The sequence below is a fragment of the Cellulomonas sp. EB106-03-03-XG116 genome (genome assembly GCF_058792015.1).
Genome location: NZ_JBYTEP010000004.1, coordinates 105,705 through 121,916 on the forward strand (window position 1 = coordinate 105,705; position 16,212 = coordinate 121,916).

15 protein-coding genes and 1 other RNA gene are annotated in these 16,212 nt (G+C 75.5%); 8 read left to right on the plus strand and 8 right to left on the minus strand.

The window, feature by feature from the left end; genetic code table 11:
* Nucleotides 1–6 precede the first annotated feature (6 nt).
* Entirely contained in the window at nt 7–399 is a 393-nt protein-coding gene (locus tag AC3WUG_RS03235; RefSeq protein ID WP_492326332.1) for a VOC family protein, read from the minus strand.
* Nucleotides 400–445: 46 nt separating this feature from the next.
* Here AC3WUG_RS03235 and AC3WUG_RS03240 point away from each other — a divergent pair, with 46 nt between their 5' ends.
* Complete coding sequence (locus AC3WUG_RS03240) at nt 446–895, plus strand: MarR family winged helix-turn-helix transcriptional regulator (protein ID WP_492326333.1); 450 nt, start codon at nt 446–448, stop codon at nt 893–895.
* Between the two features lie 27 nt (nt 896–922).
* On the opposite strand, the gene AC3WUG_RS03245 is transcribed toward AC3WUG_RS03240, so the two are convergent.
* Nucleotides 923–2,827, minus strand: coding sequence for a DUF222 domain-containing protein (locus tag AC3WUG_RS03245; RefSeq protein WP_492326334.1), 1,905 nt, complete (start codon nt 2,825–2,827; stop codon nt 923–925).
* A gap of 239 nt (nt 2,828–3,066) precedes the next feature.
* Nucleotides 3,067–3,433, minus strand: a transfer-messenger RNA (tmRNA) gene (gene ssrA, locus AC3WUG_RS03250).
* A gap of 217 nt (nt 3,434–3,650) precedes the next feature.
* Between ssrA and AC3WUG_RS03255 the strand changes: the two genes are divergently transcribed.
* On the plus strand, nt 3,651–4,178 hold the full coding sequence (locus AC3WUG_RS03255; RefSeq protein ID WP_492326335.1) for a DUF6328 family protein: 528 nt from the start codon (nt 3,651–3,653) through the stop codon (nt 4,176–4,178).
* 12 nt (nt 4,179–4,190) lie between these two features.
* Here AC3WUG_RS03255 and AC3WUG_RS03260 read toward each other — a convergent pair whose 3' ends face one another.
* Entirely contained in the window at nt 4,191–5,003 is an 813-nt protein-coding gene (locus AC3WUG_RS03260) for a TetR/AcrR family transcriptional regulator (RefSeq protein ID WP_492326336.1), read from the minus strand.
* A 194-nt stretch (nt 5,004–5,197) separates the two neighbouring features.
* Here AC3WUG_RS03260 and AC3WUG_RS03265 point away from each other — a divergent pair, with 194 nt between their 5' ends.
* The 5 genes from AC3WUG_RS03265 to AC3WUG_RS03285 all read left to right on the plus strand — a co-directional run bounded on the left by AC3WUG_RS03265 (nt 5,198) and on the right by AC3WUG_RS03285 (nt 10,341).
* A complete protein-coding gene (locus AC3WUG_RS03265; protein WP_492326337.1) occupies nt 5,198–6,175 on the plus strand; it encodes an ABC transporter ATP-binding protein in 978 nt (325 codons plus the stop codon).
* Complete coding sequence (locus tag AC3WUG_RS03270; protein WP_492326338.1) at nt 6,172–6,906, plus strand: ABC transporter permease; 735 nt, start codon at nt 6,172–6,174, stop codon at nt 6,904–6,906. The genes AC3WUG_RS03265 and AC3WUG_RS03270 overlap by 4 nt, the downstream gene beginning before the upstream one ends.
* Before the next feature lie 63 nt (nt 6,907–6,969).
* Complete coding sequence (locus AC3WUG_RS03275; RefSeq protein ID WP_492326339.1) at nt 6,970–7,719, plus strand: histidine phosphatase family protein; 750 nt, start codon at nt 6,970–6,972, stop codon at nt 7,717–7,719.
* Nucleotides 7,720–7,792: 73 nt separating this feature from the next.
* Nucleotides 7,793–8,872, plus strand: a complete 1,080-nt coding sequence (locus AC3WUG_RS03280; protein ID WP_492326340.1) for an ATP-dependent DNA ligase — start codon at nt 7,793–7,795, stop codon at nt 8,870–8,872.
* Between the two features lie 95 nt (nt 8,873–8,967).
* On the plus strand, nt 8,968–10,341 hold the full coding sequence (locus AC3WUG_RS03285; protein WP_492326341.1) for an NAD(P)/FAD-dependent oxidoreductase: 1,374 nt from the start codon (nt 8,968–8,970) through the stop codon (nt 10,339–10,341).
* A gap of 8 nt (nt 10,342–10,349) precedes the next feature.
* Here AC3WUG_RS03285 and AC3WUG_RS03290 read toward each other — a convergent pair whose 3' ends face one another.
* Nucleotides 10,350–11,060: an esterase/lipase family protein gene (locus AC3WUG_RS03290; RefSeq protein ID WP_492326342.1), complete on the minus strand. Its 711-nt coding sequence runs from the start codon at nt 11,058–11,060 to the stop codon at nt 10,350–10,352.
* Entirely contained in the window at nt 11,054–11,884 is an 831-nt protein-coding gene (locus AC3WUG_RS03295; protein WP_492326343.1) for an alpha/beta fold hydrolase, read from the minus strand. The genes AC3WUG_RS03290 and AC3WUG_RS03295 overlap by 7 nt, the downstream gene beginning before the upstream one ends.
* A gap of 120 nt (nt 11,885–12,004) precedes the next feature.
* Here AC3WUG_RS03295 and AC3WUG_RS03300 point away from each other — a divergent pair, with 120 nt between their 5' ends.
* Nucleotides 12,005–14,134, plus strand: a complete 2,130-nt coding sequence (locus tag AC3WUG_RS03300; RefSeq protein ID WP_492326344.1) for a thioredoxin domain-containing protein — start codon at nt 12,005–12,007, stop codon at nt 14,132–14,134.
* Nucleotides 14,135–14,285: 151 nt separating this feature from the next.
* Here the strand turns inward: AC3WUG_RS03300 and smpB are convergent, their stop codons facing one another.
* Complete coding sequence (gene smpB / locus AC3WUG_RS03305) at nt 14,286–14,756, minus strand: SsrA-binding protein SmpB (protein ID WP_147794009.1); 471 nt, start codon at nt 14,754–14,756, stop codon at nt 14,286–14,288.
* A 108-nt stretch (nt 14,757–14,864) separates the two neighbouring features.
* On the minus strand, nt 14,865–16,211 hold the full coding sequence (locus tag AC3WUG_RS03310) for a M23 family metallopeptidase (protein ID WP_492326345.1): 1,347 nt from the start codon (nt 16,209–16,211) through the stop codon (nt 14,865–14,867).
* Nucleotide 16,212 lies beyond the last annotated feature (1 nt).

The window sequence follows — 16,212 nt, forward strand, 5'->3', positions numbered from 1 at the left end:
CCCGGATCAGGCCTTCGAGTGGATGGTGACGACGTAGCCGTCGGGGTCACGGAGCGAGAAGGTCGTCCCGAACGGGCTCTCGAACGGCTCCTGCACGATCGGCACGCCGGCCTCGACGAGCCGGGTGTGCAGTCTCGCCGCGTCCGGGTGGTGGAACCACACCCCGACCCCGGCCCCGAGCTGCGGGGCGGCGTCGAGGTCGACGCCCGGGAAGGGCACGCGCACCGCGAACGCCGTCGCTCCGGCGCCGCCGGTGGAGAAGACCACGGCCTGGGGGTTCGGCGCCGGGAGCCGGGTGAGACCGACGAGGCGCTCGTAGAAGTCGGCGGAGGCGGCCAGGTCGCGCACCTGGAAAGAGACGAAGTCGGGGCCGGTCGTGCCGGTGGGGACGGAGTTCATGTCAACATCCTGACACTGTCACGGGGGTGTGTGTCAAGATGCTGACATGAACGACGCCGCCGACGCCGCTCTCGCCAAGGAGCTCGGCATCCTGCTGAAGGCCACGCAGGCCGCGCTGCACCACCGCATGGACGAGGCGCTGCGCCCCCTCGGGCTGACCGTGTCCCAGTACGCCTGCCTGAGCACCCTGCGCGCGGAGCCGGGCATCACGGGCTCCGAGCTCGCCCGACGCACCTTCGTCTCCCGGCAGTCGATGAACGTGCTCGTCCAGGGCATGGAGCGACTGGGTCTCGTCGAACGCGCCGAGGAGCCGGGGCCCCGGCGGGAGCGGGCGGTGGCCCCGACGCGCGCCGGCACCGCGGCGCTGGCGGAGGCGGAGGTGCGGGTGGCCGGGGTGATGGAGCGGATGCTCGGCGGGCTCGACGCCGCGGGGCGGGCGGCGCTGCGGGACGCGCTCGTGGCGAGCAGGGACGCGTTGCTCGCCGACGACGACTGACGCGCGCCTCAGAACGGAAGCGGTTCGTCAGAACGGGGGTGGGGCGTCGTAGGGGTCGGTGGTGGCGTCGTGGGTCTGCCCGGTGCCGGGTCGGGTGAGGTAGCGGTGGCCGGTGGGGGTGAGCCACTCGTAGAGCCCGGGGCTGATCTGCCGGAGCCGGAAGCCGCCGTCGGTCTTGAGGCGGTGGTGCCGGTGGCAGACCGGTCCGAGGTTGTCGGCGTCGGTGCCGCCCACGGGCGCGTCGGGGTCACCGCCCGGCAGAGGGTGGAACTCCTGGGTGTGGTCGAGCTCGCAGCCGCATGCCGGGACCCGGCAGCCGGGTGCGGCGCAGGTCTTGTCCCGGACGCGGATGAGTTCTGCGAGGGCGGCGGGTGGTCGGTAGCGCTCGCGGCCGACGTCCAGGACCCGGTCGGTGAGCGGGTCGGTGACGACTCGCTGCCAGACCCCGCCGGCTGCGAGGGCGCGGGCCTGCACGGCGTCGATGGGGCCGTGCCCGTCGAGGTGGGCGGGCTGGTCGTCCAGGCCGAGCAGGGTGGAGGCGGGGATGGTGATCCGGACCTCGGCGCCCGGACGACCCGAGCAGCGGGTGCAGCCACGACGAGCGGGCGTGGGTGTGGTGCTGGGGGCGAGGGCGGTTGCCGTGGTTCCGGTCGGCGCGCTGGGCTCGGTGGCCGCGGTCGGAGCGCCCGACGCCACGCGTTCCGTTCGTGCGCTCGGCGCGGTCGCGACGGTGTCGGGCTCGACCTCGCCCTCGGTGCCGGTGGCGGTGGCGGTGGCGGTGGCGGACCCTGGCGGTGCGTCCGGCGCTCCGGCCGGCGACGCAGGGTCGCCCACCCGCGGCGCTGCGTCGTCGTTGGTGGCGGTGTCCCCGACCGGGGTGAGGGTGGCGATCGGGATCGGCTCGACCGGGCGGGTGAGCACCAGGCCGTCCCGGTCCGCGGAGGTCGCGCCGTTCCACGACCGTCGCGGCACCGGCGGGACCGGCAGGCCCGGGGCCAGGTGGACCTCGAACGCCGGACCGTCCGACTCCGGCACGTCGCCGACCACCAGGTCCCGCAGCCCGTCGGCGCGCAGCTGGTCCAGGGTCCGGTCGTCACCCAGGGCCTTGGCGGTCTTGGCGGCGTGGGTGAGGACCCCGTCGACCCGGAGTGCGTCCGCCGCGTCCAGGACCAGCCACATGGAGGCCATGCCGTCCGGCTGCGGGCGCGGGTGGGAGACCCTTCTCGTGCAGCGGGCGCGCTCGCGGCGGGCGGCGGCGCCCTCGGGGTCGACGAGCCGGATCTCGCGCTCGACCCGCTGACGGAACTCGGCGATCGAGCACTGGTCGGCCTCAGGCAGCACCGCGTCCTCGACGGCGTGCGCGACCTGGAACGACAGGTCCGCCAACCCCGACGTCAGGACCTGGGCCTTCGCGGGGTCGAGGTGACCGACCTCCAGGGCCTGGCGGGTCGCGCCGAGCATCCCGTCGAGCACCAGCGCCCGGTGCACGGTCTTCGTCGCGGTCACCCGCGGCCACCCGAGGCGCATCGCCAGCTCGTCGCCTGCCACGCAGGCCTGCGTGGGCGGGGCACCGGCCAGCGGGGACCACTCGGGGCTCATCTCGTCCCGGGAGGCGAGTTCGGCGATCAGGCCGAGGGTGCGGGCGTGCTGGTAGGACTCGATCCGGGTCTGCGCGGCGATCGCCTCGACCAGGACCGCCGAGGGCAGCACGTCCGGGTCCAAGCCCCGCAGCCAGGCGTCCAGCTCGGGTCCGGGCGGGCACGCCGCGATCGCCTCGATCTGTCGCTGCTCACCGGTCCGAGGCGCCCCACCCGCGGCGACGACGGGGTCCGGGCCGAAGTCCGTCAGGCACGTCCCGTCGGGTGCGTAGACCGGCAGCACCACGGCGGCGACCGGGTCGCCGTCGGGGTGTTCCTGCAGGTCAGATGCCATGGAACGACACTACCGACGGCCACCCACACGACCCCGGCGATCGACCCCCGCCCTGGGGACGGAGCACGACGACGGCACCTGTGGACGACTCGGCGCCCCGCAGCCGCGCGGCGGGTCCCGCGGGTGGGCCCCGCGGGCGAGCCCTGTTGCCCCGGCAGGCCGACCGCCCGCCGGGGCAGACCGCGACCGATGACGCGCGAGAGGCCCGCCCCCGGGCGGGGACGGGCCTCTCGGCACTCGAGTGGAGGTGGCGGGAATCGAACCCGCGTCCGATGACGTGGAACCAGGACTTCTCCGGGCGCAGTCTGCTGCGCTTTTCTCGGCCCCCACCATCACGCAGACAAGTGGTGGACAGGCTCAGTCACGTGAAAGTCCCCGCAGCCCCCGTGACGAAGGCTACGAGCAGTGGCTCCCTAGATGACGCCAGGAACTGAGTCGGAAGCTAGCTCAGGCTGACGGACTTCGAGGCTCGCTCAGGCGGCGAGGGCGAAGTCGGTGCGCTTGTTATCGGCACCTATGGGTTTACACGGATCGTTAGCGAGATAACCGTGTGTCCTCGGCCCGCTTCTCCTGGCTCGACGATCACCGTCGAAACCGATCACCCCCATGTGGAGTTGTCAATCGCCGCGACCCTCGTCCGATCGCCCTCGCGGGCCATCGGCTGCCGGCCGCAGCAGGTCCAGCATACGGGTGCAACGCCGCGGCTCGCACCGTGATTCCCGTGGGACTGCCCGCTCGACCTGCGTCCTGCGATCGACCGGGGCACCATCGGCGCAGATGCCGCCGAGGACCCGGGCGGCGCGCACCGCGCGAAGGACCGACCATGCCGCAGCACGACTCCGAGAGCACCCGCCCCGAGGACCTCGACGCCGATCCCCGCGACGGCCGCAGCGAGACCGCCACGGAGCGGATGGACCGGAACTGGAACGAGCTCCTCCAGGAGCTGCGCGTCGCCCAGACCGGGGTCCAGATCCTGACCGGCTTCCTGCTGACGGTCCCGTTCCAGCAGCGGTTCCTCGACCTGGACGAGTACCAGAAGACCGTCTACCTGGTGCTGGTCGTGCTGGCACTGACGGCGACGGCGTTCATCGTCGCGCCGGTGTCGCTGCACCGGATCCTGTTCCGCCGGCACCTGAAGCGCGAGCTGGTCGACTCGGCGGACCGGATGGCGCAGACGGGGCTCGCCGCGCTGGCGCTCGTCCTCGGCGGCTCGGCCCTGCTGCTGTTCGACGTGGTGGTCGGGCGGACGGCCGGGATCGTCGCCGGCGCGGTGACGCTGACCGGCCTCGCGGTCGTCTGGGTCGCGCTGCCGTGGCGGCTGTCGCACCGCGCGCGGCGCGAGACCGCCTGACGACGCCCGCGGTCAGCCCCGGAGGAGCCGCGCGATCACCCGCGAGCCCGCCTCCGGCGAGGCGTGCGGTGAGCCCGTCACGGCGCCGAGGAGCAGCGCGATGTTCGAGACGCTGACGACCGCGAGCGCCGTGTCCCAGTCGGCCTCCGCCGGCTCGGGGTCCGCGGGGTGCCGCTCGCGCCCGACCTGACCGGCGAGCTCGGCGAAGCCCTCCTCGTAGAACGCGCCGAGCTCGGCCCGCGCCTCGGGGTGCCGGACGGCGAAGGACAGGATCTCGAGCGACAGCAGCAGGTCGGTCTCGTCGACCATGGTGTGCAGCGCCGCCGACACCCACGGCTCCAGCCCCTCGTCCGCCAGCGGGGGCAGGCCGGGCTGGGCGGTGGCGGCGGCGATCTGCCGGCGGGCGACCTCGAGGAACAGCTCGTGCTTCGAGCCGAAGTGCGCGTACACGGCGCCCTTGGTGTACCCGGCGTCGGCGGCGATGTCCCCGAGGGACGCCCCCTCGTAGCCCTGCCGGGCGAAGGCGCGCGCGGCGGCGTCCAGCAGCTCGGTGCGCGTGCGGCCGGCGCGCTCGGCGCGGCGCTCCTCGGCTCGCCCGCTCCCGCCGCGGCGCCCGACGTTCTCCGACGCGTCGGCCAGCCCGCGGGACGCCTCGCGCAGGCTCGCGGCGACGGCGTCGGACACCTCGGGGACGACGGACTGCACCTGCCTGCCGATGAGCCGGGTCAGCGCGGCGGTGGCGTCGGCGAGCGCACGGGTCGCAGCCCCGATCGAGTCGTCCGCTGCGTTCCCGTCGGGGACCTGGTCGTCCTGCCTGCGTGCCATGCCGCCATCCTAGACCGCCCCGCGTACCGACCGGTATCCCAAGCTGTCGCACGAACAACGCACCGCATCTACCTGCGGCGACGCAACCAACGCTCCACGGATACCCCCTGGTATCCAACTCCACATCCTGCTACGTTCCGTCACGTACCGGTCGGTATGCGAGCCGACGGAGCGACGAGCGAGGGAGTGCGGAGATGGACGCAGCAGGTGTGCTGACGGTCCGCGGGCTGCGGAAGCGGTACCGGGGGCGCAGCGGCGTGCAGGCCAACGACGGGATCGACCTGGACGTGGCGGCGGGTCAGGTCGTCGGCCTGCTCGGCCACAACGGGGCCGGCAAGACCACGCTGGTCAACCAGGTCGTCGGGCTCGTCCGCCCGGACGAGGGCACGATCCACCTGGACGGCGTCGACGCGGTGGCGGAGCCCGCCGAGGCCCGGCGGCGCACCTGCATCCAGGCGCAGGCGAACGTCCCGATCACGGGCCTCACGCCGCGCCGGGCGATCGAGCTGGTGGGGCGCATCCGCGGCGCCGACCGCGCGGCGGTGCGGGCGCGGACCGACGAGCTGCTCGACGCCCTCGACCTGCGCCCGTGGGCCGACACCCCCGCGGAGAAGGTGTCGGGCGGCATCGCGCGGCTCACCGCCTTCGCGATGACGGTCGTCACCCCGGGCCGGCTCGTCGTCCTGGACGAGCCGACCAACGACGTCGACCCCGTCCGCCGCCGGCTGCTCTGGGGCCGGATCCGCGCGCTCGCCGACGAGGGCCGCGCGGTGCTGCTGGTGACGCACAACGTCCGGGAGGCCGAGCGGGTCGTGGACCGGCTCGTCGTGCTGGACCGCGGCCGGGTGCTGGCGGACGACACCCCCGCGGGCCTCACGGCGCACCTGCAGGGCACGCTGACCGTCGAGGCGGACCTCTCCCCGGGCGCCGTCGACGCCGGCTGGCGCTGGCACCCCGCGGTGCGGGAGGTGGCGAGCGCGCGCGGCCGGGAGGTCGGCACCGTCCGCGCCGCCGACGCCGCGGAGGTCGTGCGCTGGGCGCAGGACGAGGTCGCGGCGCACCGGCTGGAGCGGTACGCGCTGACGCCGGCGTCGCTCGAGGACGTGTACGTGGACCTCGTCGGCCACGAGCAGCACGCGGGCCGGGCCGCGGGTGCGGAGGTGGCGGCGTGACCACCGTCCAGCAGACGCTCCTGCTCACCCAGTGGCAGTTCCGCCGGCAGGCGACGATGCTGCCGCTCCTCGTCCTGGTCCAGGTGTTCCTGGCGATCGCGACGATCCTGGGCTTCGGGCTCGTCATCGGCGACCCGCCGCCGGACCAGGCGCTCTACCTGGCGACCGGCGCCCCCACGATCACGCTGGTCATGGTCGGCCTGGTGATGACGCCGCAGATGCTGTCCCAGTCCCGGACGGAGGGCAGCCTCGACTGGATGCGCACGCTGCCGGTGCCCCGCGGCTCGTTCCTGGTCAGCGACCTGCTCGTCTGGACGCTGATCGCGCTGCCCGGCATGGTGCTCGGCATCGTCACCGGGGTGCTGCGGTTCGACGTCGACCTGTCGCCGGCGCCGTGGCTGGTCCCCGCGACGCTGCTGGTGTCGCTCACGGCGGCGGCGGTGGGCTACGGGATGGCGTCGCTGCTCAAGCCCACCCTGGCGATGCTGATGACCCAGGTGCTGGTGTTCGTGGTCCTGCTCTTCACGCCGGTGAGCTACCCGGCCGACCGGATGCCCGCGTGGCTCCAGACGGCGCACGAGTGGTTCCCGTTCGAGCCGATGGCCCAGCTGGTCCGGTCCGGGCTGGCGAGCGACGCGTTCTCGATGCCAGCCCGCTCGCTCGTCGTGCTGCTGGCCTGGTGCGCGGCGTCGGTGGCGGGCGCGACCTGGGCGCTGCGCCGTCGGGCGTAGCCGCCCGCACGGCCCCGGCGCGACCCGACGACGGGCGCCGGGGCCGTGCCTAGGATCGCGGGCATGCCCTTCCTCGCGACCTCCGCCGACGCGGAGCACGGCCCGACGAGCGTCCTCGACGACGGGCCCGCCCCTGACGGCACCACCACGCTCTACCTGGTGCGGCACGGCCGCACGGAGTTCAACACCGCCCGGCTGCTGCAGGGCTGGTGCGACTCGCCGCTGACGGAGGCCGGCCTGGCCGGGGTGCGCGCCACCGCGCGGGTGCTGGCGGACCGCACGTTCGCCGCCGCGTACGCCAGCCCCGCCGGCCGCACCGTCGCGACGGCGCGCGAGCTGCTCGCCCCGCACCCCGGGGTCGCGCTCGCCACCGACCCCGGCCTGCGGGAGATGCACTTCGGCGACCTGGAGGCCCGGCCCGAGGCGGAGCTGCTGGCGCTCGGCGACCCGGCCGAGCTGTTCGGCGGCATCCTCACCGGCACCTACCCCGGCTTCCCCGGCGCGGAGCGCACGACCGCCTACCTGGAGCGCGTCGCGGACGCGTTCGGGCGGATCGAGCGCGCGCACGCCGGCGGCGGCGACGTGCTGGTGGTCAGCCACGGCGTGACCCTGCTGGCCTACCTCGCCATGGCCGGGACGGTGCCGATGGACCCGCTCGCCAACGCGAGCGTGTCGACGGTCCGGATCGGTCCGGACGGCGGGCGGGAGGTGCGGACGTTCGGGTTCGACCCGGCCGCGCAGGGCGCGCCGGGGCTGCCGGTGCCCGGCACCGAGCAGCCGGTGCGCTCCCCGGAGCGCCCGGACGGCGCCTGACCACCACGGTCCCGCCGCCCCGTCGCCGCCCCACCCCTGGCCGCGCCCGCGCGCGCCGAGCAGGATGGGCGCCATGGACCTGCCCGTGATGCCGCCCGTGTCCCCGATGCTGGCCAAGGCCGTGCCGGAGATCCCCGACCTCGGCCACACCGAGCCCAAGTGGGACGGGTTCCGCACGATCGTGTTCCGGGACGGGGACGAGGTGGTGCTCGGCAGCCGGAACGAGAAGCCGATGACCCGGTACTTCCCGGAGCTGGTCGAGTCGATCAGGGCGTCCACCCCGGAGCGGTGCGTGCTCGACGGCGAGATCGTGATCGTCTCCGGCGACCGGCTCGACTTCGACGCCCTCCAGCAGCGGATCCACCCCGCGGAGAGCCGGGTCCGGCTGCTCGCCGGCCAGACGCCCGCGTCGTTCGTCGCGTTCGACGTGCTGGCGCTCGGCGACGACGACCTGATGAGCACGCCGTTCGGCGACCGGCGCGCCCGGCTCGTCGACGCCCTCGGGGCCTCGATCACCGGCGACGAGCCCCGCGTGCACGTCACCCCGGCGACCGGCGACCTCGCCGTGGCGCAGCAGTGGTTCACGCAGTTCGAGGGCGCGGGCCTGGACGGCGTCGTCGCGAAGCCGCTCGACGGCACCTACCAGCCCGACAAGCGCACGATGTCCAAGGTCAAGCACGCCCGCACCGCGGACTGCGTGGTCGCCGGGTTCCGCTGGCACAAGTCCGGCGACGTGCTCGGCTCGCTGCTGCTGGGGCTGTGGACCGACGACGGCCGGCTGCAGCACGTCGGCGTCGCGGCGTCGTTCCCGATGGCCCGGCGCAGGTCGCTGGTCGAGGAGCTGGCACCGCTGCGCGCCGACGACCTGTCGCAGCACCCGTGGGGCGACTGGGCCGACCAGTCGGCGCACGAGGGGAAGCGGATGCCGGGCGCGGTCAGCCGGTGGAACGCGAGCAAGGACCTGTCGTTCGTCCCGCTGCGCCCGGAGCTGGTGGTCGAGGTCGGCTACGACCACATGGAGGGCGACCGCTTCCGGCACACCGCGCAGTTCAAGCGGTGGCGCCCGGACCGCGACCCCGCGACCTGCACCTACGCCCAGCTCGAGGAGCCGGTGGGCTTCCGGCTGTCGGAGATCCTGGCGCCCCCGGCCTGACCCGCCGCCCGGGGCCCGGGCCCTCGGCGCGCGCACCGCGCGGCGCGCTCGTAGGGTCGGACGGGTCCTGGACACCGACCGCGGAAGGACCCCCGATGAGCGCCTCCGTCCCCTCGCGCACGCCCGGCAAGCCGCACGACGTCGTCGTGATCGGGTCGGGCTTCGGCGGCCTGTTCGCCACGAAGGCGCTCGCCGACGCGCCGGTGCGGGTCACGGTGATCGACGGCACCGGGACGCACCTGTTCCAGCCGCTGCTCTACCAGGTCGCGACCGGCGTGCTGTCGGTCGGCGAGATCTCCCCCGCCACCCGCGACGTGCTCCGGCACCAGCGGAACGCCCGCGCGCTGCTGGGCGTGGTCACGGACATCGACCTGGAGAAGCGCGAGGTCGTCTCGGCGTCGCCGCTCGGCGAGACCCGCACGCGGTACGACAGCCTCGTGGTCGCGGCCGGGTCGGGCCAGTCGTACTTCGGCAACGACCAGTTCGCCGACTTCGCCCCGGGGCTGAAGAGCATCGACGACGCGCTGGAGATCCGCGGCCGCGTGTTCGGGGCGTTCGAGCTGGCGGAGCTCGCCACCGACCCCGCCGAGCGCGCGCGGCTGACGACGTTCGTCGTCGTGGGCGCCGGCCCGACCGGCGTCGAGATGGCCGGGCAGCTGGCCGAGCTGGCGCACCGGTCGCTGCGCGGGTCGTTCCGCAGCCTCGACCCGACCCAGGCGCGCATCCTGCTCGTCGACCCGGTGCCGAAGGTGCTGCCCGGCAACCCGGAGGACCTGCAGGACGCCGCCGCCCGGGTGCTCGAGGGCCTGGGCGTCGAGCTGCTGATGGGGCACAAGGTGGTCGACGTCGACGCGGACTCGGTCACCGTCGAGGACGGCGACGGGAACCGCACGACCATCGAGTCGCAGACCAAGGTCTGGGCCGCGGGCGTGCAGGCGTCGCCGCTCGGGAAGCAGCTCGGCGAGAAGACGGGCGCCGAGGTCGACCGCGCGGGGCGCGTCCGGGTGGAGCCGAACGGCTCGCTGCCCGGGCACCCCGAGGTGTTCGTCGTCGGCGACATGGCGCTGCGCCCGGGCGTCCCCGGCGTCGCGCCCGCTGCCATGCAGACCGGCCGGTACGCCGCGCAGGAGATCGCCCGGCAGGTCCGGGGCGAGCCCAGCGCGGGGCCCTTCCAGTACAAGGACAAGGGGTCGCTCGCGACGGTGTCCCGGTTCCAGGCCGTCGCCAAGATCGGGCCGCTCAAGACCGCCGGGTTCGGCGCGTGGCTGCTCTGGCTCGGCGTCCACCTGTTCTACCTGGTGGGCTTCAAGAACCGGATCACGACGCTGCTGCACTGGGCGGTGAGCTTCATCGGCCGCGGGCGGTCCGAGCGGACGGCGACCTGGCAGCAGGTGGTCGGCCGGGGCGCGCTGCGCACCCGGGGCGTGGACAAGCCGACGGTGCCGACCAGCCGGGTGCTGGACGACTGACCTGCGGGTCAGGCGGGGCCGGCGGCGGCGAGCCGCGCCAGCTCCTCCTCCAGCAGCGGGAGCAGCCGCGGGTCGGTGAGCGAGCGGAAGTGCCCGGGCGTCGCCAGGCGCACGTTCCGGGCCCCGGGCAGCTCGCTCCCCGTCGGGATGTGCGGGTCGAAGCAGGTCGCCACGGACACGATGCGCCCGTGGTCGGCCCGCTGCGCCGCGAGCGCCGTGAGCACCTCGTCGTCGGGCAGGAAGGTCCGGATCGACCGCAGGGGCAGCAGCCGGGCGTACGGCGACCCGGAGAACGGCGTGTTGATCGCCACCATGCCGAGCACGCGGTCGCCGACGTCGGTGCGGCCCATCACGCTCTTGCCGATCAGCCCGCCCTTGGAGTGCGCGACGACCACCACGCCGCGCAGGTCGGCGTCGAGCAGCTGGGCCGCGGCCAGGTCGGCCATGTCCGGGACGCTCCCCCGGTTCAGCCCGAACGGCGCGACCACGTGCACCGGGTGGCCCCGCGCGAACAGCCCGCGCGCCAGCGGCTCCAGGAACCGCCAGGTCTCCCACACGCCGGGCAGCAGCAGCACCGGCGGGCGGCGGGCGGTCCCGGGGCGGGTGTACGACTCCGGCGACGTCCGGGACAGCAGCCCGCGCGCCTGCCGCCAGCCGGCGTAGGCGTAGTCCTGCCCCCACCAGACGGCGCGCCGGGCGGCCTCGCCCGCGGTCAGCACGGGTCCTCCCGCACCCAGCGGGCGAGCAGCGGCGCGTGGCTCGCCATTGCGACGTGGCCGGCGCGGGGCACCTCCCGGACCTCCGCCCGGGGCGCGAGCGAGCCCAGGCGGCGCGCCCACGCGCGCGACGACACGGGGTCGCGCTCGCCGCGCACCACCAGCGCGGGCCCCGGCAGCCGGGAGACGGCGTCGGCGGTGTCGTAGGCGAACATGTGCGGCAGGACGGCGGAGTACCAGGACGGCCCGGTGCGCAGGTAGTCGCTGGCGACCACGGCGTTGACCCGGAGCGGCTCGTGCAGCCCGTCCTGCGCCAGCCGGGCGGCCTGGCGCAGCACCGACGGGGCCGCCGGGTCCACGACGGCCCCGATCAGCACCACCCGCTCCACCACGTCGGGCGCCCGCAGCATCGCCTCCGCGACCACCTGGGCGCCCATCGAGTGGCCGACGAGCGTCGCCCGCCCGATCCCCCGGTGCCGGAGCACCGCGAGCACCACGTCCGCGAGGTCGCCGACCGCCGGGACGCGCGCCGGGCGCGGGCTGCGACCGAAGCCCGGCAGGTCCGGGACCAGCACCCGCCGGTCGGTGGCGAGCTCGCGGGTCAGCCCGCGGTAGTACCGCTCGGAGACCCCGATGCCGTGCACCAGCACCACCGCCGGGTCGTCCGGGCGGCCCACGTCGGTGACGACGACCCCCGCCGCGGGGTCGAGCCCCCGGGGACGCGCCCCGCCGACCGTCCGGGCGAGGAGCCGGCCCGGGTGGCGGCCGCCGTCGTCGAGGCCCTCCGCGGGGCCGTCCGTCGGGGTGGCAGGGGGCGTGGGCAGCACGGACGGGGCTCCTCGGGTCGGGCGGGCGGGATCCGTACTCTGACGGACTCCGCGGCCCGGGGCCACCGGGGCACCCGCCCGGGGTCGCGGGGCCCGCGGCTCCGGGCGAGAGTGGGAGGCATGCCCAACCGCCTCGCCCGCAGCACCAGCCCGTACCTGCGGCAGCACGCCGGCAACCCGGTCGACTGGTACGAGTGGGGTGAGGAGGCGTTCGCCGAGGCCCGCCGCCGGGACGTCCCGCTGCTCGTGTCGATCGGCTACGCCGCGTGCCACTGGTGCCACGTGATGGCCCACGAGTCCTTCGAGGACGAGGGGGTCGCCGCGGTGATGAACAGCCGGTTCGTCAACGTGAAGGTCGACCGCGAGGAGCGCCCCGACCTCGACGCGGCGTACATGGCGGCGACCCAGGCGATGACCGGTCAGGGCGGGTGGCCGATGACGGTGTTCGCGACGCCGGAGGGCGACCCGTTCTTCTGCGGCACGTACTTCCCGCCGGTCCCCGTGGCCGGCCGGCCGGCGTTCGGGCAGGTGCTGGAGGCGCTGTCCCGCGCGTGGCGGGAGCGACGGGACGAGGTCCGGGGCGGGGCGGCGGAGCTGCTCGCGCACCTGGGCGGCCGGGCCGCGGGGGGCGGGGCGGCCGCGGGCGAGAGCACGGCGGACGGGGCGGCCCCGGCGGAGGGCGAGGCCGGCGACGAGGCCGACGACGGCGCCGCGCTCGACCTCGACGCCGTCGCCCGGGTCTCCGACCTCGCGGTGGCGGCGCTCGCCGCGTCGTACGACGCCGAGCACGGCGGGTTCGGCGGCGCCCCGAAGTTCCCGCCGTCGACCGCGCTCGAGTGGCTGCTCCGGCGGCACGCGCGCACCGGCGACGAGCGCGCCCTGGCGATGGCGACCGGCACCCTGGAGGCGATGGCGCGCGGCGGGATGGCGGACCAGGTCGGCGGCGGGTTCGCCCGGTACGCGGTGGACGCGACCTGGACGGTGCCGCACTTCGAGAAGATGCTCGAGGACAACGCCATGCTGCTGCGGATCGGCGTGCACTGGTGGCGCAGCACCGGGTCGGACCTCCCGCGGCACGTGGTCGAGGGCACCGCGGACTGGCTGCTGCGGGACCTGCGGACGCCGGAGGGCGCGTTCGCCTCGTCGCTGGACGCGGACACCGACGGCGTCGAGGGCGCGACCTACGTCTGGACCCGGGCCACGCTGGACGAGGCGCTCGGCACGGCGGACGGGGCGTGGGCGGCGGAGCTGTTCGGCGTCACGGAGGCCGGCACGTTCGAGGCGGGGACCTCCGTGCTGCAGCTGCGTGCCGACCCGGCGCCCGAGGACGAGGTGCGGTTCGCGCGCGTGCGGCGGGCGCTGCTGCGGGCGCGGTCCGCCCGGCCGCAGCCGGCGCGGGACGACAAGGTGGTCGCGGCGTGGAACGGGCTCGCGGTCGCGGCGCTCGCCGAGGCGGGCGCCGCCCTGGAGCGCCGCGAGTGGGTCGCGGCGGCGCAGGATGCGGCGCGGCTGCTCGACACCGTGCACACGCTGGACGGCGGCGACGGGCTGCTGCGGCTCGCCCGCACGTCCCGGGACGGCGCGGTGGGGACGGCGCCCGGGGTGCTGGCCGACTACGCCGCGGTGGCCGAGGGGTTCGGTGTGCTCGGCGGCGTGACCGGGGACCCGCACTGGGCCGCCCGGGCCTCGGCCCTGCTGGACACGGTGCTCGCGCGGTTCCGGGCGCCGGGGCACGGGTTCCGCGACACCGCCGACGACCAGACCGACCCGGTGGTGGCCCGGCTCGCCACCCGTCCGGACGTCGCGGACGGGCCGTCCGCCGCGGGGCAGTCCGCCGCGGCCGGCGCCCTGCTCGCCCGCGCGGCGCTCACCGGCTCGGCGACGGACCGGCGGGCGGCCGAGCTGGCCCTCGCCGGGCCGCTGTCGATCGCGCACCAGCACCCCCGCGCGGTGGCCTGGGCGCTGGCGACCGCGGAGGCCGTGCTCGACGGGCCGCGCGAGGTGGCCGTGCTCGGCCGCGCGGACGACCCCGGCCGGGTGGCGCTGGTCCGGGCGGCGGTGCGCTCCCCCGCGCCGGGCCTGGTGCTGGCGCAGGGCGACCCCGACGAGGTGGCCGACGACCCGGCGGCGGTGGGCCTGCTCCGCGACCGCCCGCTGGTGGGCGGTCGCGCGGCGGCGTACGTGTGCCGCGGCTTCGTCTGCGACCGCCCGACGACCGACCCGGGCGCCCTGCGCGCGTCGCTCGCGTAGGGGCCTGCTCGCCGAGACGGCAACTCTCGGCTGTGGGGCATGCCCTGCGCACAGCCGAGAGTTGCCGTCTCGACGGACGCGCGGGGGGCGGGGCGGAGGGGGTGCGGACGCGCGGGGGTGCGCGAGGACGAGAGAGGTGTGGCGCCGCGGGTCAGCGGTCGCGCTTCTCCCGCATGGCGCGGACCGCCTCGAGGTTGTCCTGCCGCTCGCGCAGGGCCTGGCGCTTGTCGTACTCGCGCTTGCCTCGCGCCAGGGCGATCTCGACCTTCGCGCGGCCGTCCAGGAAGTACAGGGACAGCGGGATGATCGTCTGGCCCTTCTCGCGGGTCTTCGCCTCGAGCCGGTCGATCTCCTCGCGGTGCAGCAGCAGCTTGCGCTTGCGCCGCGGCGCGTGGTTGGTCCAGGTCCCCTGCGAGTACTCGGGGATGTGCACGCCCTCGAGCCAGGCCTCGCCGCCGTCGACCGAGCACCAGCCGTCGACCAGCGACGCGCGGCCGGCGCGCAGCGCCTTGACCTCGGTGCCGCTCAGCACGACGCCGGCCTCGAACACGTCCTCGATGAGGTAGTCGTGGCGCGCCTTGCGGTTGGACGCGACGAGCGACCGACCGCTCTGCTTGGCCATGACTCTCCTCCTGCGGTCGTGCACGGGGGTCGTGCGGGTGCCCCGACGGGACCGGGGGGGCGACGCAGCAGCCTAACCGGCCCCGCCCCGCGCGTCGCCCGGATTCCGCTACAGGCCGAGCAGCGGCCGCGGGTTCACCGTGGCGCCGTTGACGTACACCTCGAAGTGCAGGTGGCAGGCGGCCGACGTCCCGGTGTTGCCCGAGTAGCCGAGCAGCTGGCCCTGGGACACGTGCTGGCCGCCGCCGACCACGAAGCTCGTCATGTGGTTGTACGACGTCATCAGCGAGCTGCCGTTGTACAGGCCGTGGTCGACCATCACCTGGTTGCCGAACCCGTTGCGCCAGCGTGCCCACTGCACGGTCCCCTCGCGGGCCGCGTAGATCGGGGTGCCGCAGTAGGTGCGCAGGTCGATGCCGGCGTGCAGCCGGTAGTACCCGAGGATCGGGTGCAGCCGCATGCCGTACTCGCTGGTGACGTGGATCGGGTTGATCGACGTCGGGTTCCCGAACAGGGACCCGGAGACCGGGCCGGCCGGGGGCGCGGGCTGCCCCGCGGCCGCGGCGGCCGCCGCCGCGCGGGCGCGCTGCTCGTTCGCGACCTTCGTCAGCTCGGACTCGATCGACTTCTTCTCGGCGTCGATGGACGCCACCTCGGCCTCCGCGGCCGCCTTCTGCGAGGCGAGCTGGGCCTGCTTGGCGGTCTGCTGGGCGATGAGGTCCTCGACCTCGGCCTTGCGGGCGGCCGCCTCCTGGCGCGCCTGCTCGGCCTCGGCGACCTTGGCGTCCGCCTCGGCCTTCAGCTCGGTGATCCGCTCGCGCACGGCGGTGAGCCGCGCCTGGCTGTTCTTGTTGGCGGCCTCGATGTCGGCGAGCTCGTCGAGCACCTGGTTCTGGGTGCGCTGCGCGGCGGCCGCCAGGCCGTACTGCTCGGTGAACTCCTCGACCGTCTGCGCGCCGACCATGATGCTCAGGCCGGACAGGCTGGGGCCACCCTGGTACGCCTGGCGGGCCATCTGGCGCATCTGGCTGCGGATCTCGTCGGAGCGCTGGGTGTCCGTGGCGATCGTCGAGCTGATCGACGTCTCCTGGTCCTCGGCGTCCTGCAGCCGCGCGGCGATGAGCTCCGCCTCGCGCTCGTAGCCGGCCAGCGCCTCCTGCGCGGCGGTGAGCGCCGCCTGCGCCGGGGCGAGCTGCTGCTGGACCGCGAGCAGGTCCTGCGCGGTCTGCTGGTACTGCGCGCTGAGCCCCTCCAGCGCCGCCTCGGCGTCGGCCCGCTGCTGCTCGTTCTGCTGCTGCTGGCGCTGGAGCGCGGCCTGCCGGTCGTCGAGGTCGTCGCCGACGGCGGACCCGGCCGCGGTCAGCCCGAGCAGCACCGTGAGCGCGCCGGCGAGCGACGCGGCGACGGCGCGGGTTCCGCGGGCGCGGCGGGGGGTGCGGGTGCTCGTGCTCGCCATC